Annotated in this window: 24 protein-coding genes; all 24 read right to left on the bottom strand. The window is 59.3% G+C overall.

The window, feature by feature from the left end; genetic code table 11:
- Positions 1 to 5: 5 nt before the first annotated feature.
- Positions 6 to 509: a phage major tail tube protein gene (locus tag EIY72_RS15460; protein ID WP_093219727.1), complete on the bottom strand. Its 504-nt coding sequence runs from the start codon at positions 507 to 509 to the stop codon at positions 6 to 8.
- Positions 510 to 521: 12 nt separating this feature from the next.
- On the bottom strand, positions 522 to 1,685 hold the full coding sequence (locus EIY72_RS15455) for a phage tail sheath subtilisin-like domain-containing protein (RefSeq protein ID WP_093219722.1): 1,164 nt from the start codon (positions 1,683 to 1,685) through the stop codon (positions 522 to 524).
- Between the two features lie 67 nt (positions 1,686 to 1,752).
- Complete coding sequence (locus EIY72_RS15450; protein WP_093219718.1) at positions 1,753 to 2,862, bottom strand: hypothetical protein; 1,110 nt, start codon at positions 2,860 to 2,862, stop codon at positions 1,753 to 1,755.
- A 24-nt stretch (positions 2,863 to 2,886) separates the two neighbouring features.
- A complete protein-coding gene (locus EIY72_RS15445) occupies positions 2,887 to 3,201 on the bottom strand; it encodes a hypothetical protein (RefSeq protein ID WP_093219713.1) in 315 nt (104 codons plus the stop codon).
- 14 nt (positions 3,202 to 3,215) lie between these two features.
- On the bottom strand, positions 3,216 to 4,145 hold the full coding sequence (locus tag EIY72_RS15440) for a hypothetical protein (protein ID WP_093219708.1): 930 nt from the start codon (positions 4,143 to 4,145) through the stop codon (positions 3,216 to 3,218).
- A gap of 17 nt (positions 4,146 to 4,162) precedes the next feature.
- Positions 4,163 to 4,522: a hypothetical protein gene (locus EIY72_RS15435; protein ID WP_093219704.1), complete on the bottom strand. Its 360-nt coding sequence runs from the start codon at positions 4,520 to 4,522 to the stop codon at positions 4,163 to 4,165.
- A complete protein-coding gene (locus tag EIY72_RS15430) occupies positions 4,519 to 5,610 on the bottom strand; it encodes a phage tail protein I (protein WP_093219700.1) in 1,092 nt (363 codons plus the stop codon). The genes EIY72_RS15435 and EIY72_RS15430 overlap by 4 nt, the downstream gene beginning before the upstream one ends.
- Positions 5,603 to 6,445 (bottom strand): baseplate assembly protein, encoded by an 843-nt coding sequence (locus tag EIY72_RS15425; RefSeq protein WP_093219696.1) that lies wholly within the window; start codon positions 6,443 to 6,445, stop codon positions 5,603 to 5,605. Before EIY72_RS15425 ends, EIY72_RS15430 begins: the two co-directional genes overlap by 8 nt.
- Positions 6,442 to 6,768 carry a GPW/gp25 family protein gene (locus EIY72_RS15420; RefSeq protein WP_093219693.1) on the bottom strand — a complete coding sequence of 109 codons (327 nt, stop codon included), beginning with the start codon at positions 6,766 to 6,768 and terminating at the stop codon, positions 6,442 to 6,444. Before EIY72_RS15420 ends, EIY72_RS15425 begins: the two co-directional genes overlap by 4 nt.
- Positions 6,769 to 6,773: 5 nt before the next feature.
- Positions 6,774 to 6,998, bottom strand: a complete 225-nt coding sequence (locus EIY72_RS15415) for a hypothetical protein (protein WP_231985554.1) — start codon at positions 6,996 to 6,998, stop codon at positions 6,774 to 6,776.
- A 55-nt stretch (positions 6,999 to 7,053) separates the two neighbouring features.
- Positions 7,054 to 7,647, bottom strand: coding sequence for a phage baseplate assembly protein V (locus tag EIY72_RS15410; RefSeq protein WP_093219690.1), 594 nt, complete (start codon positions 7,645 to 7,647; stop codon positions 7,054 to 7,056).
- On the bottom strand, positions 7,644 to 8,168 hold the full coding sequence (locus tag EIY72_RS15405; protein ID WP_197678832.1) for a hypothetical protein: 525 nt from the start codon (positions 8,166 to 8,168) through the stop codon (positions 7,644 to 7,646). The genes EIY72_RS15410 and EIY72_RS15405 overlap by 4 nt, the downstream gene beginning before the upstream one ends.
- Positions 8,143 to 8,526, bottom strand: a complete 384-nt coding sequence (locus EIY72_RS15400) for a head-tail joining protein (RefSeq protein ID WP_093219687.1) — start codon at positions 8,524 to 8,526, stop codon at positions 8,143 to 8,145. The genes EIY72_RS15405 and EIY72_RS15400 overlap by 26 nt, the downstream gene beginning before the upstream one ends.
- Positions 8,526 to 8,840: a DUF2190 family protein gene (locus tag EIY72_RS15395; protein ID WP_093219683.1), complete on the bottom strand. Its 315-nt coding sequence runs from the start codon at positions 8,838 to 8,840 to the stop codon at positions 8,526 to 8,528. Before EIY72_RS15395 ends, EIY72_RS15400 begins: the two co-directional genes overlap by 1 nt.
- Positions 8,841 to 8,906: 66 nt before the next feature.
- Positions 8,907 to 10,976 carry a ClpP-like prohead protease/major capsid protein fusion protein gene (locus EIY72_RS15390; protein ID WP_093219681.1) on the bottom strand — a complete coding sequence of 690 codons (2,070 nt, stop codon included), beginning with the start codon at positions 10,974 to 10,976 and terminating at the stop codon, positions 8,907 to 8,909.
- Positions 10,915 to 12,447 carry a phage portal protein gene (locus EIY72_RS15385; protein WP_093219678.1) on the bottom strand — a complete coding sequence of 511 codons (1,533 nt, stop codon included), beginning with the start codon at positions 12,445 to 12,447 and terminating at the stop codon, positions 10,915 to 10,917. Before EIY72_RS15385 ends, EIY72_RS15390 begins: the two co-directional genes overlap by 62 nt.
- Positions 12,444 to 12,662 carry a primosomal replication protein PriB/PriC domain protein gene (locus tag EIY72_RS15380; protein ID WP_093219675.1) on the bottom strand — a complete coding sequence of 73 codons (219 nt, stop codon included), beginning with the start codon at positions 12,660 to 12,662 and terminating at the stop codon, positions 12,444 to 12,446. Before EIY72_RS15380 ends, EIY72_RS15385 begins: the two co-directional genes overlap by 4 nt.
- Positions 12,650 to 14,698: a phage terminase large subunit family protein gene (locus EIY72_RS15375; protein WP_093219670.1), complete on the bottom strand. Its 2,049-nt coding sequence runs from the start codon at positions 14,696 to 14,698 to the stop codon at positions 12,650 to 12,652. The genes EIY72_RS15380 and EIY72_RS15375 overlap by 13 nt, the downstream gene beginning before the upstream one ends.
- A complete protein-coding gene (locus EIY72_RS15370) occupies positions 14,661 to 15,212 on the bottom strand; it encodes a terminase small subunit (RefSeq protein WP_093219665.1) in 552 nt (183 codons plus the stop codon). Before EIY72_RS15370 ends, EIY72_RS15375 begins: the two co-directional genes overlap by 38 nt.
- 182 nt (positions 15,213 to 15,394) lie before the next feature.
- Positions 15,395 to 16,135 (bottom strand): hypothetical protein, encoded by a 741-nt coding sequence (locus tag EIY72_RS15365; RefSeq protein WP_093219659.1) that lies wholly within the window; start codon positions 16,133 to 16,135, stop codon positions 15,395 to 15,397.
- Between the two features lie 39 nt (positions 16,136 to 16,174).
- Complete coding sequence (locus EIY72_RS15360; RefSeq protein ID WP_093219654.1) at positions 16,175 to 16,504, bottom strand: phage holin family protein; 330 nt, start codon at positions 16,502 to 16,504, stop codon at positions 16,175 to 16,177.
- 286 nt (positions 16,505 to 16,790) lie between these two features.
- On the bottom strand, positions 16,791 to 17,687 hold the full coding sequence (locus EIY72_RS15355; protein ID WP_132680149.1) for a hypothetical protein: 897 nt from the start codon (positions 17,685 to 17,687) through the stop codon (positions 16,791 to 16,793).
- A 176-nt stretch (positions 17,688 to 17,863) separates the two neighbouring features.
- The gene (locus EIY72_RS15350; protein WP_197678831.1) at positions 17,864 to 18,253 is read right to left on the bottom strand and encodes an antiterminator Q family protein; all 390 of its coding nucleotides are present in this window, start codon (positions 18,251 to 18,253) and stop codon (positions 17,864 to 17,866) included.
- A gap of 296 nt (positions 18,254 to 18,549) precedes the next feature.
- Positions 18,550 to 18,983, bottom strand: a 434-nt coding sequence (locus tag EIY72_RS15340; protein ID WP_341800071.1) for a tyrosine-type recombinase/integrase, incomplete at its 5' end; no start/stop codon positions are given.

Genomic DNA, 18,983 nt, shown 5'->3' with positions numbered 1-18,983 from the left:
ACTCCTTACAGGCCCAGGGCGGCGCGGACGTCGGCCAGTTGGTCGACGCCATCGATCACCAGCACGGCGCCTACCATGTCGATTTCATAGATAACGCGGCCGTCTACTTCCAGCTTGTAGTAGGTCAGCGTCATCGCGTGTTTGATTTCGGCCTTCTCGCCGGCCTTCCAGTCGCCGGAGTCGACTTCTTTGAGCATGCCGCGCACGGTGGCAATGACCGGCTTGATACGGCCTTTCTCGCCCTTGAAGGCGCCACGGAACACCGCGTTGCAGGCGGTCTGATCGGCCAGGCCGAAGAAGCGCAGCGACTCGCGGCGCATGCCGGTGGTGACAAACGAGGCCTCGAGCTTTTCTACGCCCATGGCCATGTCAATCGAGCCGGCCATACCGCCACCGCGAAACTCTTCGGTTTTGATAGTGACCTTCGGCGGGGTGAAGCTCGGCACGTCGCCGGCAAAGCTGGTGCCGTCAACGAACAGGTTGGTGTTGATCAATACTTCAGGAATCATCGAGCAGCCCCCTTAGGCGGTTTCAAGAACTTCAGTCAGCCACTGGTTGGTGACCTCGACGCGGAAATTCGGGTTTTCCGCCGGTGGCACGTCGGTGAAACGAATGTTCCAGTAGACCTTGCCCTGTTCCAGCTGACTGGCGGTGTTCAGCTCGCCGTCCGCGTAGACCTCAAAGTTGATCACCGCACCCTGATTTTTCAGGTCGCGCATGAAGTTGGTCAGGCCGTCCGTAACGTCCTTGACGTAGGTCTTGGTGATCGAGCGATCGACCGCCCACTTGTGGCCGTACAGGATCGCGTCCATCACCATGTCTTGCGTGCGCACACGGGTAACGAACGCCCATTTCGGATCAGAAGAACAAGTGCGGTTGCCCCACAGACGGAACCCGTCATCACGAATGATGGTCGTGATCCCGGCGTTGTTGAGCAGGTTCGCCCGGCAGGTTTCGTCACCGTCGAGGAATTCGATCGGCCGACCGGTGCCGGTGATGCCAACAAATTCCTTGTTCGACGGCGATGCCCAGAAGCCGTACTCCGCATCGGTCCAGGCGAACAAGCCGGCGACCCAGGCCGAGGCCGGCGCGTCGATGGTGGCACTGGTGTCGGTGTCCCAATACTTAACCCCGGGATCAACGAAAAAGGCGCGCTTGCTGCCGAAGCTCTTGCGGTACGCCAGCGCCGCCTCGTCGGTGGTGTTGGGGCCGTCGATGATCCCGATCGCGCGCAGCTTTTCCGCCAGCCCCACCAGGGCTGTACCGACTGCCAGGGTCGCGGTGTGCTTGGGCGCGATCAGCAAGCGCGGTTGGGCGTTGAAACGGCTCTTACCATCCAGCAGCGCTTGCATGCCGGTACGGGTGCCATCAGCCAGCACGCCGCCGATGATCGCCGATGTCAGCAGCGCGCCGTCTGCGATCTTGGCCACACCAACACCGACAATCACCGCCTTGGCCCGGGCAAAGATCGCCTTGGCCGCTTTGGTGATCGCCGAGTTAGGCCCCCAGGCGGCTATCGCTTCGCTTTCGCGGGTGATCAAGCGCAGTTCGTTGGGCTTGGCTTCGGCCGCCGGCAACACGTCGAAGGTGTCGCACAGGCCGATAATCGACGACGACGGCAGCGCGATCGGCCGCGCGCCGGTGTCGACGTTCGTTACGGTAACGCCGTGAAAAAAACCAGGCATAAGGTCAATCTCCAGAAACGAAAAAGCCCCGCATAAGCGAGGCTGTGAGAGGTGAAGCGGTCAGGCGTTACAGCACGAAAGCCGGACGGGCACCGAAACTGCCACCCGCGTAAGCACGAGGGTTCTGCAGGGTCACGGAACGGAGCCCAGCAGCTGAGCCAGAGCCGAAACCACCACCGCGAAACAGTAAGCGTTCACCATAGTTGCGCAGGTAGATAAGGTCGCTATCTGCCACGTCTTTATGCCGGAACAGTCCCAGCGCCAACAGTATTGCCGGCGCAGTGACACCGGCGGCGGTGGTCATCCCGTTAAAGGGCGCTGTCATCACACCGAACGTGCCGTTATCTCCAATGGGGCCATTACGGTTAATGATGGTCGAGCTGAGAACAGGTGAACCGCCATTACCCACGGTAGTATCGGTCGGCGAATCAAACTTGGCCGTGCCCGCCGTGCCGGGCGCCACCAATGCACCATCCGTCAGGCGGATCGCTTTCCAGGCCGCGGACGTAGAAGACAGGTCGGCAGAAGCCGCGTCGTTGTTAGGGATGATTTGGATTTCCCCATCCATCAGGCGCATGCCGCCTTGCCACTCCCAGAGGTTGGCATTCAGATCGGAAATGCCATTGGGCGTATTGTCATGCCGCCAACTGGCCGGACCCGAGCCAGTCAAGACGACCGGGTCACCGGTGACCAAACCAGGAGCCCCGCCATCGACACGGCGCCCAGTTTCAAAGGCCGCGTCAGAGCTGCCGCCGTAGTTGCTATTACCGCGCGGAACAAAACCATTTTTGTGACACCACAACATCAGGGCCGCCCATTCGGCGTTGGTGCCCATGTGCCAACCAGCGCCAGAGGCCCGCGCCGCAGTGCTGAAGGTGTCAAACCCGGAACTGCGAGCCGGGTTAACGTTCGGCAGACTCAGCAACTCGCCATTCTTGATGACACCGGCATAGGCCCCATAGAAAAATTCGGTTTTTTCAATACCGTTGACGATGAACGCCGGGTGCACACCGGTGCCCAGGCTGCCCGGCGCGTCGGCAACGTCCTCCAGCATGAACTTGGGAACCACGTTCATGTAGGAAGGCTGTCCCTTGGCGGTATACAGCACCGTTTGCCGGCCACCGCTGGCCGCCTCAACCGCAGCGCGCAAATCGTCTTTGATAAAAATCGTTGGCATTTTGCTAGTCCTTAAGTTGCGCGATTACGCTGTTGGCCAGAGGGTGATAACGAGGGTGTTGGGGTCCAGCGGCAGACGTTGCGCCGGGGTATCTGGCTCACCTTCACCGCCATAGACGGCATCGCTGTACTGCGCCGGTGGGATTTCAATGATCGCCAGATAGGCGCCATCGCCACCCACCTGGGCGGTCGCACCGTTGTGGCGAATTTCAACAATTTGACCCGAGTCAGATTGGTGATCAGCCGCGTCGACCATGGCGCCGGCGACAGTGATTTTCGTACCAATGACGCCGAAGTCGGCCACCGGCTGGCCTGGCTGCATCAAGATAATTTGAGGCATTTGGGGCTCTCCTGTTAGTTGTTCAATTTGCTGACGCGGTAGCGGACCAGCACGTTGTCGGCGGCCGAAGCCAGCTCAAGGGTGAAACCGTTGGTAGCCCGACTGGGGACGCTCAGCGACTTGCGCTCACAAGGCGCGCCCTCAGCGCTGACCACTTCAAAATCCAGCCGAAAGTCATTCGCCGACAGGTTGTTGATGGCGACAAACTGGCTAACCGGCGTGTCCAGGTACTGCGGAAAGCCCACCTCTACCCGGCGCACGCTGGTCAACGTGACGTTGGCCAGGGTCGGGTCGGTGGCGTCGGTGCTGTTCGGCGGAATGGTTACGTTGTAGAGGCGGATGGCCCCAGCGGGCACAGCCTCGCCGATGGCGGTCACGGCCATTTTCCAGCCGTTGCCCGAGCGGTACAGGTACACCACCGCACTGGCATTGCCGGCAGAAATGTTGCTCGGCACCGAGGCCATGTTGTTGCCGCTGTCGACCGAATACGCCCGGCCATTGGCGAAGCACACACCGGCCGCCAGGTTCAAGTTGCGCGCCGCCGTGGTCGACTTGGTGGCCGTACAGCCGGAAACAATGCCCCGGTTTTCAATCAGCAATTCGCCTTCCTGCTGGAGCTGAGACTTGAGCGCGCGGATCGAGCGGTTAGCAACGCCGGCCTGATCCAGCGCGTACTTAACCGCCGCTGTCAGTTCGTCGATGTATTCCGGCGACAGGGAGGCTTGCGTCTGTTCAATCGCCACCAGGCGATCCTTGAGACTGGGCTGGCTGCCCCGCGCGGTCGACACCTCATCGGCGAACGCCTTGAGGAACACGTCGTTGTCGATCAGGGTTTGGTAGTTGGGGTTCCACGTATCCGGGTGTTTCGGGTCGGTGGTTTCCAGCTTGCGCAGGAAGGCTTTAAAGATCGCTGCGACGCCAGTGGCGCCGTTAAGGTTGGCCATGCGTTCAGGCTCCCGGGTCAGTATTGAAAGGTCAGTTCAAAGTCCATTTCTGTCTCGGGCTCGAACTCTTTGGGGGTGATCACACGGCGCCCGATCAAGGTGCCGTCAGCGGCCAGCGCCGCCACTTCGCGCAGCACCCGCGTGCCGACGATCGCCCCCGGCAACGTGGCCACCGCTTTCACGGTGACCCCGCTCACCGTGACCGCCGCTGCAATGCGGGTGAATTCGGCCTGTAGCGCCGTATCGTCCAGGGTGTAAGGCCGATCGCCGACGCCAAACGCCAGGTGGGAAATGCGCGGCAGCGCCGTACCGTTGGCGGCCGCCAGGGCGACCTTGCGCCGATAGGCATTGCTGGCCGCGATCGCGGTGGTACTCATAAAGCCTCCTGAATAACGGTTGAGCCGCGACGAATGCGCACCAGGCCGGTGAACCACAACTGATCAAGGCCTTGCACTTCGCCGAGGTTGCTGGAGCCATCAAGGGTGTCCTCGGCATCGGCCAGCGTTGGGTAGTAGAGGTTTCCGCTCTCGATGCGGCCGAAGCCGTCGAGGGTTTCGCCGGCGATCGTGTAAGCGCCATCGAGCAAGTCGGTGCTGTCGAGGGTTTCCACTGGCTCCAGGCGATTGCCGCCCAGGGCAGTGCCGCACAACTTGATGCGGCTGCGACTGGTGATGCCGAGTTGGCCACCGTCCAGCGGCTCGCCGGTGTAGCGCTCCGGCAGCAAGTTGCTGGAGCCGTCCAGGGTGCCAATGCCGTCGAGCAGATCCGGCAGGGTTTCGCCACCGAGCAGGTCGCAACCGTCCAGGGTGTCGAAGCTCGGCACCGAGATACGCCGGCAATCCTTGAGGACCATTCGCCCGCGCGCCTTGAAGCCAGTCATCTTGGCTTTCGCCTCAAACTCAGCCGCCGCAAACATGATGATCGCGGCCAGGCGCGAGCGAGCCGGTGCGTAGGCCTCGCACACAACGGCGATTTTCTTGAGCATGTCCGAGGTCGAAACACCCTCGGCGATGTTCAGGCGCAGCGCGTATTCCGCCCAGTGGTTGGTCGCGAAGCGGAAACTACCGGCCAGGGCCGACAAGTTGCTGGAGCCATCCAGGGTGTTGCTGCCATCGAGCAGTTCGCCGCCGGCGTCCAGCCACTCTTGCTGTAACTGGCGATGTTCCACCAGCTCGCAGCCCGGGTACCCGATCGCCGTCAGCGCCTGCTTAATCGCCCAGGGCGTACCCCGCTTGCGGTGCCAGGCCAGCGCACCCCGGATCATGTTGCGCCGCTGTTCGTCGCTGGTGGCCAGCTCCCAAAAGTCCACCGATAAGGTCCAGGCCAGATACGGCAGGAACAGTTCCGGACACTCGTCGACGTTCCACAATTTGCGAATGTCGATCGGCAACTGGCCCAGGGCGAAGGCGTCGACCAGCGAGCGCTCCAGCAGCGTGCTATTGAGCGGCAACAGACGGCTAGTCATAGTTGGTCACCACTTCCAGCTCGATGCCGGTGCACAGCGCCGCTGTTTGCGCCTGGGCCGCAATTCCGTTGACCGGACTCAGCAGATCCGCCCGGGAAGCCCCGGGCTGGTGTAGCGCCGCATACAAGCCCGAAGGCGTGACCGCCTCGCCGATGGCAAATTGCTGATCCGTGTAGAGTTTCGTCGCCGCCTTGGCTGCTTCCAGCAACGGCTCCGGCGCCGCACCGCTGGCCACGTAAATGCGCCCCTTGACCACGTAACGCACCACCGTGGCCGCCACCACTAGCAGCGTGTCAGTGAGCGGCCGGATGTCGTCTGCGGATAACGCGGTACGCACCGCCGCCAGCACCGCCTCAGACGGCACACCGCCAGGACTGCGCGACAGCACCGTGATACGCACCACACCCGGCTCCGGGCGGTCGACCTTGGCGTCCAGCACGTCGCTGTGAGCGCTTTTCGCGTGATACTTGTACGCAGCCAAGGGTCCGGCCGTGCTGAAGCCATACGGCGCCTGACGGCCGCGCTCGCGATAGTCATCATCGCGCTCAGCGGTCAGGCGCTTGGCATCCATGAAGGCCAGCACGTTGTCCAGATCCGCGCCCCGGGCGCTGGCCAGCAACACCGAGCGCGCCGCGTCGTTGATCCGGGCCCGCGTGATTACGCGTTCATAGGCCATTTCTTCCATCAGTTTGACCACCGGGTCGGATTCCAGCACCGCCGACCACTGATCGCCCATCGCCAAACGGAAGCGGCCCAGGACGCCCTGATATTCCTCTTCAAAGTCGAGGGTTTCGACCAGATCCGGCACCGGCAACAACGACAGGTCGACGTTCATGCCTTCACCTCCAAAATCACTTGGCTGCCTTCAAAGTCACCGTGCAACACCAGATTGATTTGCCCATCCAGCACCGACTCCACGCGGACCCGATCCAGTTTTAGGCGTCGCTCCCAGCGCTCCAGCGCCCTGGCGACTTCGGCTGACACCAGGCTTTTCCAACCGGCATTGACCGGTAAGTCGACGTAACGGCGTAACTTGCTGCCGTACTCGGGGCGCATCCGCCGGCTGCCCAGGGGCGTGCTGAGGATGTCTTCAACCGACTGACGCAGATGCTCGATGCCGGAAATGGGGCGGCCGGTGTGGCGATCCATTCCGATCATCGACGTCACTCCTTGATCAGTTCGTGTTCCGCGCTGGCATCCAGAAAGGCCAGGGCCTCGGTGTCGGTGGCCAGCACTTCGACCCGTGCCGCGACGACCGGCAAAGTGCGGTCGTCCTTAAGAATCAGCGTGCGCGAGGTGAAGAGCTTGTCGCGGTAGGCCACCGACGCCACAGCGGCCGGGGCCGCGCCCAGTTCAGTAGTTCCGGTTTCGTCTTTGGTCTTGGCCACAGTTATCTCCAGGCATGAAAAAGCCCGCACGCGGCGGGCCTTGAGGGAAAAAGGATCAGTGTTTGTGATTGGCCGAGTTTCCGCCGGCGTCCATGATCTTGCCGCCGCCGTTGATGTCCTTGGCCACGTTCAGCCCGCCGTCAATCTTGACGTCTTTCGTTACGCGTAATGCGCCGGTGATTTCCACGTCGGCAATAAGCTTGATGTTTTGCGTGGTCACCGTGACATCGTTGTCGGTGGTGACCGACTCGGTGGCCCCGACTTTGGTAATCACCCGGCCAGTCGGCAGGGTGATGGTGTAGCTATTGGCCTCCCAGTCGTAGACCAGCGAACCGCCGTCCGGAAAGCGCCACACCTCTACATGGTCGCGATTATCCGGCGGCGCGCCGGCGTTCCCATACAGCCCAGGAATGAACGTGCCCATGCCGGCCTGACCGCTGGGGTTAAACAACACCCCCTGCTCGCCCATGCTCGGCACCCGCCAGTGCCGCGCCTTACCCGCCGCCAGGCTATGCCAGCGCACCCAGGCGCTGACCCACTCGCCGGACTGGACCCGCACCGCCGGCGCGACCAGATCCACACCGACCACTACGCAAGGCGTAATCATGGCAGCAATCATGCGATCGTGTTCGGCCTCGACGTAGCTCATCCCAACGCCTCCGGGGCCGTGTATTGGTGTTCGTTGCCCGGCCCGGTGTCAGGGCTGAAACCGAACACCAACGAGCCCGGCGGCTCATCTGGCCACGGCCATTCAAGCTCGCCGACCTCAAAGGTTTGCGTCCATTGCACCGACCACATAACGAACTGTTCAAGCTCCAGGGTCGGGGCTTCAGGCTGGGCGTGGATGTTCTCCGGCGCGCCGGTGACAAACTCCAAATCCCAATATTGGTTATGCAGGATCACCGCCACCTGAGAGGCCAGAATGGCCGCCTGCAGCGATGCCTTGTCGCGATCGGCCTCGACCAGAATGCAGCCCTGAAAACGGCCGACCAGTGCCGTCTTGCCTTCGCCGCGATCTTCGCCCAGGGCAAGATCCGTCAACCCGTACAACAGCGCCGGCGTCTTGACCTCAGAGCCCAGCTCGGGGAATTCCTCGACGTGCAGCACCTTGGGCAAGCGCGCTTTCAGCGTTTGGGTGATCGTTTTATGTAATGTCGTCAGCTCGCTCATTGTTCACGCTCAACACTACGTCAACCATTCCGGCGCCGTCCGGCTTGAAGCGCACGACCTTGTAACGGCCGCCGCCCAGCTCGATCGGCAGTTCGATGGTAAGAAAGTCGCCCTTTTTCACGCCGATCAGGTCAACCACTCGCGCGCTAAAGGTTGGCTCTAACACCGCGTCGGCATTGATCGCCCCGCCCAAGCGCGCCGCCCCGCTCTTACTGCCGCCGATTTCGGCGCCGACAAAAGGCGAGGCGAAGGCACCCGACACCGGACGGCCATCGGCCAACGTCGCCGGATCACCCAGGCGCCTCACCAGCACGGCGTCCATACGCTCGGTCACCGCCCGAAAGCGCCCGGGCTCCATTACTGCACCAACAGCGCTTCAGCGACGCCGCCCGACTCATCCGATAGCAACTTGCCGAACGGCACCGAATCCGGCGTGCCGTCAGCGACCAGGGCACCGGCCAGCACGCTGACCTTGGCGCCTTGCTTCAAACCAGGGGCAACAGGCACGTTCCAGGCGCCATTAGTGACACCCACCAGCGGCGTGCCCTTGAGACCACTGCCCAGCGGCATCACCACCATTTGCCCCAGCACACAGGGCTGGCCCGCGACGGCGCCACCGGTAGGCGCGACAAAATTCACCGTACTGCCATCACTCGAGTAATTCTTGGCCATGGCCATTTCTCCTATACAGAAACAAAAAACCCCGCACTGGGCGGGGCTTCGGGGGTGATCGGCGAATTAAGCGCCGGCGGACTTGTTCAGGCCGCGCGAGTCGAGCGGAGCAACGCCGGCGTCAATGCGCACTTTGGAGATAACGCCGTCATTGGTGAAGCCTTGTTGCTGCTCCAGATACGGCAGCTCGACGCCATCCAGATACGCGACTTCGATGGTGTCGCTGCCCTGCTTGGCCGCCAGATACCAGGCCGTCGCAGAAGCATCGTCCAGCCGCGGCTCGGCGATCACCTCGGCAAAGTTGCGAATCGGGTTGTCGATGCCGGCATTGGAGTCGGCACCCGGCACCGAGGCCGAACGGATCAGTTGCTTGGCCTTGTCTTCCAGGGCCACCGGCACCAGTACAAAGCCTGGGCGAATGTTCAAGGTGCGCGCCTTGCCGCCCTCGGTCTGGTTCTTTTGCAGCGCCATCGCCGTCTTAGCCTTGCTCAGCGCGTCGATCGACAGGGCCGAGCCGGCACCGGTGAACAGGTTCTTCCGGCTCGCGTCAAACAACCCTTTGGTATCACTCAGTTTCGGGTTGTTGATCAAGGTGTCATACACCAGATCACCGATGGTGCCGCGTGCCGCCTCACCCATGCGTCTAGGGATGGTGGTCAGCTGATCGAGGTCATCGTTGAGGATGGCCTGGCGAGTGATAGAAAACAGTTCGCCGTAGGTGGCCAGGCGGATGGTTTCGCCACGGTCGCCGGTGGTGATGTACTTGTATTCAGCACCCGGGCGCACTTCGCGCAGGCTTGGGAACTCGCCCATGCCGACCCGCTTGGCGGTTTTGAAGTCGCTCAAGCGGCCGCGCTTGGTCCACAGATGGAAGGTTTCCGCCGCCTCTTCCCAGCCTTGCAGCACCGACTTGGCGGCAATGTCGACCAGGATGTTGCCGAAGTCGCTGGAATCGTGCGTAAACGCCATGCCGACCATCTGCATCGGCGCAAGGGTCGCCACCAGAATGCCGCGATCATGCAGCGAGGCGCGGGCCAGCTCGCGCAGGCTCATGTAATTATAAGCGTTGTCCGCTTGGGCCTCAGCGTGGCCGACACGACTGGAAAGCGAGGCACGCACCGAATCACCGACCAGATTGCCGTTGGAGATATGGCCGTGGATGATTTGCGAGCCGGTCGGGGTGGTAGTACCGCCCAGGGCGGCCAACAGCTTCACGTTAGCCGTTTCGATGGTGCAATCCACGTCATTCAGGCATTCAGTCAGCAATGCCGCGTGAGGCGCTGCAAACGGCGCACTGAAAGCGGCCGTGATCGCCGTACGACGCGCGTTATCCGCTGCCAGGACCTGGGCGCGCATTTGGTCGGCCGTCAGGTTGGCCGGCGCAGGGGCTGGTGCCGGAGCAGGCGCGGGAGTCGGTGCCGGAGCCGGTGCCGGTGCAGGGGTCGGGATAGAGCCGCGCGGGCTCAGCAGTTGTTTGAAAGCTTCTGGCATGTTGGTGAACTCCTGCATGCGTTGCGATTTGATGTGACCAAAAGCCTTTAGCGGCTCAAGGATTTTGTCTGCGAAACCGGCCTCAACCGCCTCGCCGCCGAACATCCACGTTTCCGCATCGAGCAACGCGTGGATTTCCTCGGCGGTCTTGCCTGTCTTGGCGACATACGCCTGGACCAGCGAACCCTCGACCTGATCGAGCAATTCGGCGTAACGCCGCATGTCCTCGGCATCACCGCCCTGAATCCCCCAGGGCTTGTGGATCATGATCGCGGCGTTTTCGGGAATGTTGACCGTGTTGGCCGACATCAAAATCACGCTGCCCATGGACGCCGCGAGCGCCCCCACAGTCCCGTCAATGCGGGCCGGGTGATGTTTGAGCATGTTGTAAATGGCGATCCCCTCGAACACTTCACCGCCCGGGGAGTTCACGTACATGTTGATTTGTGACACGTCACCGAGCGCTTTCAGGTCCTTGGCGAACTGCTTGGCAGTGATGCCCCAGGCGCCGATTTCACCCTCAATGCGCAGCTCACCGATGCTCGCCGACAGCGCGCGCATCGAGTACCAGCTTTCGCCGGCCTCATTCGTCGAGGTGATCGACGCCCTTGGCCGCATCAGCGGTTTGTTTTTTCGTTTTCTCATCGGTCTGATTTTTCCCGTAGAACTGGTGATAGGCGTCGGAGCTGAAAACCAGCCCTTTCTCCCGGTTGGTTTGAATCTCCGCTTCACGCGATCGCTTGAGTTCTTGCGGGTTGCGTTGCCGCGCCCGAGCCACTTCGGCCTCATCGGCAAAGCCCGCTTTCGTCAAGATTTCCCAGGCATTGGCCTCATGAACCGGGTTGATCCAAGGCATCACCGGCCCCTGATAAATCGCGCCGTAAACGGTGCGCGGGTCGACATCACCCGGAACCTTGATCACGCCGCTGAGAATCGCCAGGCGCAACCAGTCGCGATAAACGCGGCGGCACCAGTAGTCGATAAAGTCGTGTTGCAATTGGTCGTAACCCAACTGCGCCTCGACCAGCTCCTGGCGCTGTGACGAATAACTACCGTCGTAGCTGCGCGCCAGGCTGGAATAGCCCACACGCGTGCCCGAGGCGACCGCCTTCAGTTGCCCGTTGCGAAAGCCCTCAAGGAAGGGGTTAGGCCGATCGCTCTTGATCATGCCGACCTCTTCACCAGGCAACAGGGTGTCGATTACCATGCCCGGCGCCATCTGGAAGGTCCGCGCGGCGGCGTCCGCCTTGGGCGCTACGTAGTCATCCGGCGAGCCCTTTTTGATGTACATGGCCAGCGCCGCACTGATGCGCGCCGCGACCCGCTCGCTTTCCTCGTAATCCTTGATGTCAGCCAGGCGGGTGATCACCGCATGCAGCAGCGGCTGACCCCGGTTTTGCCCGATGCGCTTGCGATAGGCGACGTGAATCATTTGCTCAACCGGCACGCGTTTGGTGTCGAGCGTCAGGCCGATGCCCATTGACTCGCCGGGGTGCCGCTTCAGCAGGTGATAGGCCCGAACGCGGCGCCAGGCGTTGCGCTCGATGCCCTGGACAATGCCCTGGGCTTCGTCGGTTTTCTCCCAGGGCAAATAATCCGGCTCCAGCAACTCCAGCGAATACGGCACCGCGTGCAAGTGCTGATAACCGGCCACATTGCCCATCACTTCCTGAGCCAGCGCCTCACCATCGCGCAGCCAGGTGCGGCACACCAGACGCTCCATTTGCGGCCTGGACAACTCGCCGGACGTTTCCGGGGCCAGTGACCACTCCGACCACTGCGCCTTGATCGCGGCGGCAAACTCCAGATGCACCGCGCCGCTGTAGTCCAACGGAGTCGGCTCGACTGAAATACCAGGGCCACCCACCACCCGTTCTTCCAGGCGATCAAACAAGCCCGTGACGATATCGTGGTTTGCATCCAGCGCCCGGCACTGGTCACGCATGGACTTGGCGGCATGCTGCAGCGACCTGTTCGCGCCCCGAGTTTCCCGCTTGGCCTTGTGTGTGCGACTGGGCTCGGCCGCTTCAAACGCCTGGATCACATGCCGCGCCTTCAGGCGCTCCATGACCATATGCGGGAAAAACGGCTCCAGGGCCTTATCCAGCAGGTTCACGGAAACACCGCCAGAGAATGCCCCGGGCGCCCCGTTGCGGCCGCTGCCTGGGCGGCCACGCGGCGCTCCCAAAACAGCCGCCCTTTTTGGATGTCGGCCAGGTCCGACATCACCATTTTGCGACCCTGGAACATCGTTTCCTTGCCATCAAGGACGGCAATCTCGGCCGCCATATAGCGGTCGACCATTTCCTGGGCGGTAATTACGACAGCCATGCGCCTTGTCCTGTAGTGATCCACGCGCCGGCCTCGTCAGGCAACGATGCAGGCGGTGGGGGTGGTGGTTCAGCCGTTACGGGTAACGGCTCAGATTCAACGGGTAACGGTTCGGCGACCGGCTCCGGCCGCTCTTCAGCGATCGGGACATGCCATTCACCGCTCGGCAACTGCTGCGCGAGTAGGTCCAGATCCAGGCCAAATTTCTCCTGACTGATACGCAGCGCCGCCAAGGCATACACCAGGCAATCAAGCGCCTCGTTGCGCTTCTTGCTGGCATCCCAACGCAGCACCCGTCGCCCCTTCGCCAGAATCCATTTTTTGGTTTCGCTCGTGAGTTGCTTAAGCTCGTCGTCGTCGCAAATGGAGTCGTCGGCCGGGAAGTGAATCAGGCCCGGCACCGGGCGATTGCCGTCCGGCTGGATCTTGAGGCGGTTGTAAATGACCTCTTTGGCGTTGTCGGTACCGACTTCGGTCAAGTAGGTCTTGGACTTCTTCTCTTTCTTGCGCGGGAAGCTAGCAATCGGCTTGCCGTAGGTGCTGGCACCGAAAATCGGGATCACCCAATGCAGGCCATGCTTGCGACTCTGCGCCCTTACCGTTTCCGAATGGTGGCCGCCGGAGTCCCAGCACCACCGCATCACGCCCATTTTTGTGCCGTCAACACGGGTGAATTGCCGGTGCAGCTCAAGCCCGACCTGGCGCAACAATTCTGTGCTGTCTGGATCACCGGTCAAAACTCGGCGATAGACCAGCCAGGCCTCTTCATTGGCGCCAAAGCCCCACACCCGCAGCTCGTAGCGGTCGTCTTGGGTGTCGATGCCACCCATCAGCACGACGCAACGCGCCGGCACTTGAGCCGCGTACACCTCGCGGCGATCGCGTAACTGTTCCCAGTCGACTTTCTCGGTAAGGTCTTCCTCCCAGGGCTCACCCAGCGTCGTATTGACGAAGGTTTTCAGCTTGCCCCGATCCTTGCCGGCCTTGACGCGCTCGTCGGCAATTTTCACCCAAGTGGTGAAGGTCGAATAAATGGTCCAGATATGGAACGTCAGACGGCGCGGCGTGCGAATCGGCGCATCGTCCGCCCCGAACCACTCCATGCTGTCGCGCGTCCAGACGCCGGTTTTTTCGCAGATGTAACGGCCGGCACGGGACGCCTCGACCATTTCGTAATGTTCAAAGGTGCAACCGTGGCCGGACTCGCACAGATACCAAGCCTTATCGACTTCGCCGAGCGCATCCTTGGACCACTTAAGCCCAAACGGCTCATCCGGCCCGCCCCACTTCAACGTCTGCTCGGTATGACAGTGCGGACAGCGAATATGGAAGCGCAGCAAGTAGGCCGACTCTTCGGCCGCCCGGGTAATCTGGCAGCTACCCGCCAGTTTGGGGGTCGATCCGCGAATCGACTTCGGGAAGGTCGCCCCCTCCAGGCGCTTGTCGCCCAGGAAGGTAGGCGACCCTTCGCCCTGGATATCCGCATCGAAGCTCGACAGCTCGTCATAGCCCACTTCATCCGGGCTCTTTTCACGATAGTTGCCCGCCGCCTTGCCGCCCAGCCACCACAGAACCTTGCGGTTCTCGAAGGTCTTTTGATCCTCGGTGTTGTCCTTGTGCTTTTTGCCGAACCAAGGCGCCATAGCCTTGATCACTGGCACGTCGCGAATCATCGGGTCGACGTGCTTTTTCATGATGCCCTTGGCATCGTCATCCGTTGGGCTCCACATGCACACGCTGCGCTTTTTGTGCTTGAGCTTGTAGGCGATGTTCGCCAACAACATCTTGGTGTAGCCAATACGCGCCGACTTCGGCAGGTTCAGCTCATGCACCAGGTCGTTGCCCATAGCGTTCAACAGCGCGACTTGAAACGACTCGGTGGTCCACTTGCCTTCCCCATAGGAGGACTCAGACGACATGTAGAAATATTCGTCGGCCCATTCCACGGCTGTCATGGGCGGATCTACTTCAAGGCTTTTGAGCCCGCGCCGAACAGCCTCAACCAGACTCGTGATCCAGGGAGGCGATGTATTCATCCAAAAGCTCCGGTATGCGATCAGCCAATCCAGCGGCCGTGTTACGCGTAACGGCAATCTCGCTTTCGACGGCTTCAAGGTGGCGCACGCCGATATCTGGGTGCTTGCGCTTCACGTTTTTGTGAACGGTATTGAGGGTTGAGGCCAATTGCGCGGACAAGCTGGCCAGCGCAAAAATCATGAATCCGACCGGGACAAGCTCCTTGTCACCAATCTTGTTTTTGCGCGCTTGGGCGTCGGCCTGTTCTTTGGTCAGACGCAGACGCTCAACGTCGATCTTGTAGCTAATGAGTGGATCTACCTGTTCGGCGCCAAGTTGTTGTTTGCCGGTTTGGTGCTGGAGTCGGTTATCCATCACCGAACGAACGTCATAGAACGACTCGCGGCCAATCTTCGCGATTGCCGTGACGTCCCATTTATCAAAGGCCTGGACGGAAATTCCGAGGCTATCGGCCATGTTCTTCTTGTTCAGCCAGCCAGGCTGCCGTGTGATCGTGGTGATCTTGGAAGACATAACAACAACCAACCTCTGAAAAAGGGTCACACGTAGCGAATGGGCGGGGCCCGTATTACCCCCTATGGGGTGGGGACCAGAGGGACCCGTGACTTTTTGGCCAAAACCCCATCCGTCAAGCGAAAGCCGCACGAAAACGAGCCTTTTTGCAATGCTCTCGGCATTTTTCGGCCTCCGACCGGTTAGGGCTTTGCGGTGGCCATGGCATGAGCGAACGCATCAGCGAACTCGACCGCATAATTGGCTTTGACGATGTTTTCGCCGATCTTGAAGAAGGGAAAAATGGTGCGGTAACCCGGAGCGCCGTCACTGAAGACAAACACCGGCCGCACGCCTTCCGCCCTACCTATCGTCTTGCGCTCCCATATGCCTTGCTGCCCGTCGACCGCTCCACTGAAGAAGCGGTGCGCGTTGCCCTTGCGCTTGCTGCGCTTGCTGATTGAAGCGTTGGCCTGATAGCCACTGCGCAGCTCGGCTGCACCCAAGCCCGACAGGATCTTGAGCATAGTGCCGCGCGATACGTTGCCGTACTGATTCAAAAGCGAAGCGTTGGGCAAGGCATATTGGCTCGACTTCATCAGTCCGCGCGCAATCAACGCTTTCTCGAAACGCTTGTGAGGCCGTAGCCCACCGACAACGGTTTGCTGTAGGTAGGTGTCCGCCGGCACGCCTGACGTCCATTCATCCTTGAAATAGACCTGGGCGGGCTTGCCCTTGCTGGCCATCTTCACAAACAGGCTATTGAGCGTGGTCGGGGTCGGCCGATCAAGGCGTTTGCCCATCACGGTGATGGTGCCCTTCTTTACTCGCTGCGCCAGTCGGGTTGCGGTCAGCATCAGCACAAACGGCAGATGTTTTTTCTCCAACTCTTGCAGCGCTGCCGAGATGGGCGCCGAGTCTAATGACAGATCGAGCTTGAACACGTCCCCTCCTTTAAGTCAGCGTTTTACTGGTCGCTCGAATTACGCCCTGTCGATGGGATCGCTAACACCTGCCTTTCTCGCCAGGAACTGCGTATAAAGCCCACCCGCAACATCGGCACCTATAACTGCGATAACGATGCCTAGTCCGGCTGCCAGATACAGGTTGCTCCATAGGGCCATTGCGAGCAGCAAAGTGGCCATGCCCAACAGACCAGATGCAAGAAATCGCAAAGCTACGCGCTGCAGGATCTGCCGAAGACCAAGGTCGCTGCCCGATGCCCTGAGCATTTCTCCAGACAATCCCGCCATACTCAACAATATCAACAGCCAAAGTGGTACATCGGCGAGAGCTTGATGCTCTGTATTCATCTGTTGACCTCAAATAGGTTCGGCCTCCAAGTCACTGTCATCCGCGTGGCGCAAAGAGTCAGGCATGGGGCCGAAAACGAAAAAGCCCCGCGCAGTGGCAGGGCTAGAAAGTAGGAAAAAACCCGATTAAATGGTCGGATTCTTAAAGCATCTTGCTGCATTCACAGCAATTCACGCTGCTATAAAAACAGATCTATTCCGTGCGGAAAAGCTTTTTTAACTAGAGTATCTAGAAACCTCTGCTTGGAAACACTCACCACTTACTGGTAGTGAGTTTTCCTAAAAATCAGGCTTCTTCCGAAACAGCTTCAGTCAAAGGAATTTTAGCAAGTGCAATTTTTAACTTCGCCGTTGTTGCCGGGTCTTGTGTACCCGCGAATTCCAAATCATCCAAAACAATCTTCAGTACTTTCTCCTTAATAGTCTCTTCTTCCTTGAGAATATTGTTTTCCACTACTCCTAACATTTTCTTCAGAATGCGACTAATTCCTGGTTTGTTGTCGCACTCCTTTGCCGCACGAAGAGCTTGCCCAAGCGATATCAACATATTGATTGGAATACCTTGCAGCTCCCAGACCTCCATTTCAACTTCTCGAAGCTCAGCTTCAAGATTAGCCAACAGCTTATTGAATATTTGCACACTTCCATTAAGATTGCCAACCCGAGTTTCAACGGATTTAATTTCCCCTGCCAACTCCAAACGAAAATTTTCAACAGTGGATCTAACTTCAGACAACTGCAAAATAGTTCTATCCTGAACAATCTGATTATTATTCTGAACGATTTTATCCGTTTCGCGCTTAGACTCTTCCAGTTGCAAATTCATATCAGCACGATATGATTTTAACTGACTTTCAAAATCAGCCTTTATGCGTTCCTTGTCCTGCTCATAGAACTTAAAATTAGTAAAGTAACTCAACCCCATAAGTACAACCACAAAGCCTAAGATACCACTCAAAGCCCAATAAACGGTTGCCTGCTGTGCTGACTGGAATTCTTTTATTAACTTATTTTGCTCTTTAAGCAACAGCAGCTCATTACTCCCCGCTTCCATCCTTACTGGCTCAACCACCTTTACCGCAACTGGTCCATTTCCAGCCGGTGCTGCTGGTTTTGGTTCTGCTATTGCACCGACTGAGAATAGAAAAATGGCAAAAGCTATGACACGCGTAATTCCTTTCATTAATCCGCATCCTCAAAAAACCAATAACTGCACCATAACCGCCCTTAGTCGAAGACGGCCTGCACTTCAAATTCTGCGACAAGCCTCAATCAAAAATCAAAATTTTGATCTTTAAAGGCTAGCAAATTTACTACATTCTCCTTTCACGAGCGAAATATTTTCATGCTTGTCAGAGGTCAAGCCACTGCTCGAATGCCATCTATAGCACAATCAATCCAAGCAGCGCCTGCTCTAACCAATTCCCGCGCCTTTCCTTCACTGAGGCCGTAGTGTTTCCCTACCCTCACCATCGGCCACTTTACTCCGTAGTACAACCAAAGTACGTCGCCCATCTGCTGATCCCGGTGCGCAAGCCTGGCTACTGCATTGTCAATGGCCATAGCCCAATCATCGGTAATGCAATAGTGTTTGCTGGTTACTGGCTGCGTCACCGCTTGGCGCATCAGTGCTAAGGTCGGGGATGTGTATCCAGGCACTCCCATTCCATCCATCCGCCACCAACCCCATTGTTCGAGCAGGTATTCGGTGTCACCCAACGGACGTCCTGCTGGCTTACGAATCATCATGTTCTCAATCCCCTGTGTAGTTTGTTCCGCCCGCCCCTAGGCGATTCGCATTATTGTTTTGGCTTTGTAACCCGCCCATGTGATTCGTACTTTTCAGAGCCAAAATTTCACGCTGAGCGTGCTGCAATTTGAAACTCAATTGGATCACCATCTCGTCGGAAGAAAGCACCAACTTGCTGCCCCTAACAACCCAACCTGACCCGTTGCAATCAACGCAAACCAACTCGTAAAACAGTCCGTTCACTAGTGCATTCCCCTCACAAATCGAGCAAGGTTCAAGCTCAATCCGTACCCTTTTAAAGCCACGCCCCTGCCCTTTCTGCATGTTTTGAAACCTCGCCCTTAACAAATTGCGGAAGTGACTCGCAGGCCGCGCTGCTCAAGGCGTCTACGAGGTTTTGCGATTCTTCATATCTAGCGCCTGTCTGCTGATGAATCGCCATGAAGCCGCGTTCATCTAACCAGTTGTGCCACTTCACCAAAGCCAGCCGACGCTGCTCCTTGGCCTGGGTGTTGATGTAGGTCGAAGCGATCTTTCCCAACGAGTGGTTCAGCAACATCTCGCCGATGTGGCCGTCGACGCCGAGGTCAGTCCAGGCGGTTCGCGCCACTTTGCGCAGGTCGTGACTGGTCCAGGCGCCCTGCCCCAATCGGGTGAACACGGCACTGGCCTGGTTATCGCTCAATGCTTTCCCTCGGCGTGACGGGAACAGAAATGCACCTTCGTAAC

It is taken from the genome of Pseudomonas vancouverensis (genome assembly GCF_004348895.1).
GTDB lineage: Bacteria > Pseudomonadota > Gammaproteobacteria > Pseudomonadales > Pseudomonadaceae > Aquipseudomonas > Aquipseudomonas vancouverensis.
This window is presented reverse-complemented; position numbering and strand designations above follow the sequence as displayed.

Bases quoted from the DNA above. Each gene is read 5' to 3' on its own strand.
- EIY72_RS15460 (WP_093219727.1), bottom strand. From the start codon at position 509: ATGATTCCTGAAGTATTGATCAACACCAACCTGTTCGTTGACGGCACC.
- EIY72_RS15455 (WP_093219722.1), bottom strand. From the start codon at position 1,685: ATGCCTGGTTTTTTTCACGGCGTTACCGTAACGAACGTCGACACCGGC.
- EIY72_RS15450 (WP_093219718.1), bottom strand. From the start codon at position 2,862: ATGCCAACGATTTTTATCAAAGACGATTTGCGCGCTGCGGTTGAGGCG.
- EIY72_RS15445 (WP_093219713.1), bottom strand. From the start codon at position 3,201: ATGCCTCAAATTATCTTGATGCAGCCAGGCCAGCCGGTGGCCGACTTC.
- EIY72_RS15440 (WP_093219708.1), bottom strand. From the start codon at position 4,145: ATGGCCAACCTTAACGGCGCCACTGGCGTCGCAGCGATCTTTAAAGCC.
- EIY72_RS15435 (WP_093219704.1), bottom strand. From the start codon at position 4,522: ATGAGTACCACCGCGATCGCGGCCAGCAATGCCTATCGGCGCAAGGTC.
- EIY72_RS15430 (WP_093219700.1), bottom strand. From the start codon at position 5,610: ATGACTAGCCGTCTGTTGCCGCTCAATAGCACGCTGCTGGAGCGCTCG.
- EIY72_RS15425 (WP_093219696.1), bottom strand. From the start codon at position 6,445: ATGAACGTCGACCTGTCGTTGTTGCCGGTGCCGGATCTGGTCGAAACC.
- EIY72_RS15420 (WP_093219693.1), bottom strand. From the start codon at position 6,768: ATGATCGGAATGGATCGCCACACCGGCCGCCCCATTTCCGGCATCGAG.
- EIY72_RS15410 (WP_093219690.1), bottom strand. From the start codon at position 7,647: ATGAGCTACGTCGAGGCCGAACACGATCGCATGATTGCTGCCATGATT.
- EIY72_RS15405 (WP_197678832.1), bottom strand. From the start codon at position 8,168: ATGAGCGAGCTGACGACATTACATAAAACGATCACCCAAACGCTGAAA.
- EIY72_RS15400 (WP_093219687.1), bottom strand. From the start codon at position 8,526: ATGGAGCCCGGGCGCTTTCGGGCGGTGACCGAGCGTATGGACGCCGTG.
- EIY72_RS15395 (WP_093219683.1), bottom strand. From the start codon at position 8,840: ATGGCCAAGAATTACTCGAGTGATGGCAGTACGGTGAATTTTGTCGCG.
- EIY72_RS15390 (WP_093219681.1), bottom strand. From the start codon at position 10,976: ATGAGAAAACGAAAAAACAAACCGCTGATGCGGCCAAGGGCGTCGATC.
- EIY72_RS15380 (WP_093219675.1), bottom strand. From the start codon at position 12,662: ATGGCTGTCGTAATTACCGCCCAGGAAATGGTCGACCGCTATATGGCG.
- EIY72_RS15375 (WP_093219670.1), bottom strand. From the start codon at position 14,698: ATGAATACATCGCCTCCCTGGATCACGAGTCTGGTTGAGGCTGTTCGG.
- EIY72_RS15370 (WP_093219665.1), bottom strand. From the start codon at position 15,212: ATGTCTTCCAAGATCACCACGATCACACGGCAGCCTGGCTGGCTGAAC.
- EIY72_RS15360 (WP_093219654.1), bottom strand. From the start codon at position 16,504: ATGAATACAGAGCATCAAGCTCTCGCCGATGTACCACTTTGGCTGTTG.
- EIY72_RS15355 (WP_132680149.1), bottom strand. From the start codon at position 17,687: ATGAAAGGAATTACGCGTGTCATAGCTTTTGCCATTTTTCTATTCTCA.
- EIY72_RS15350 (WP_197678831.1), bottom strand. From the start codon at position 18,253: ATGATGATTCGTAAGCCAGCAGGACGTCCGTTGGGTGACACCGAATAC.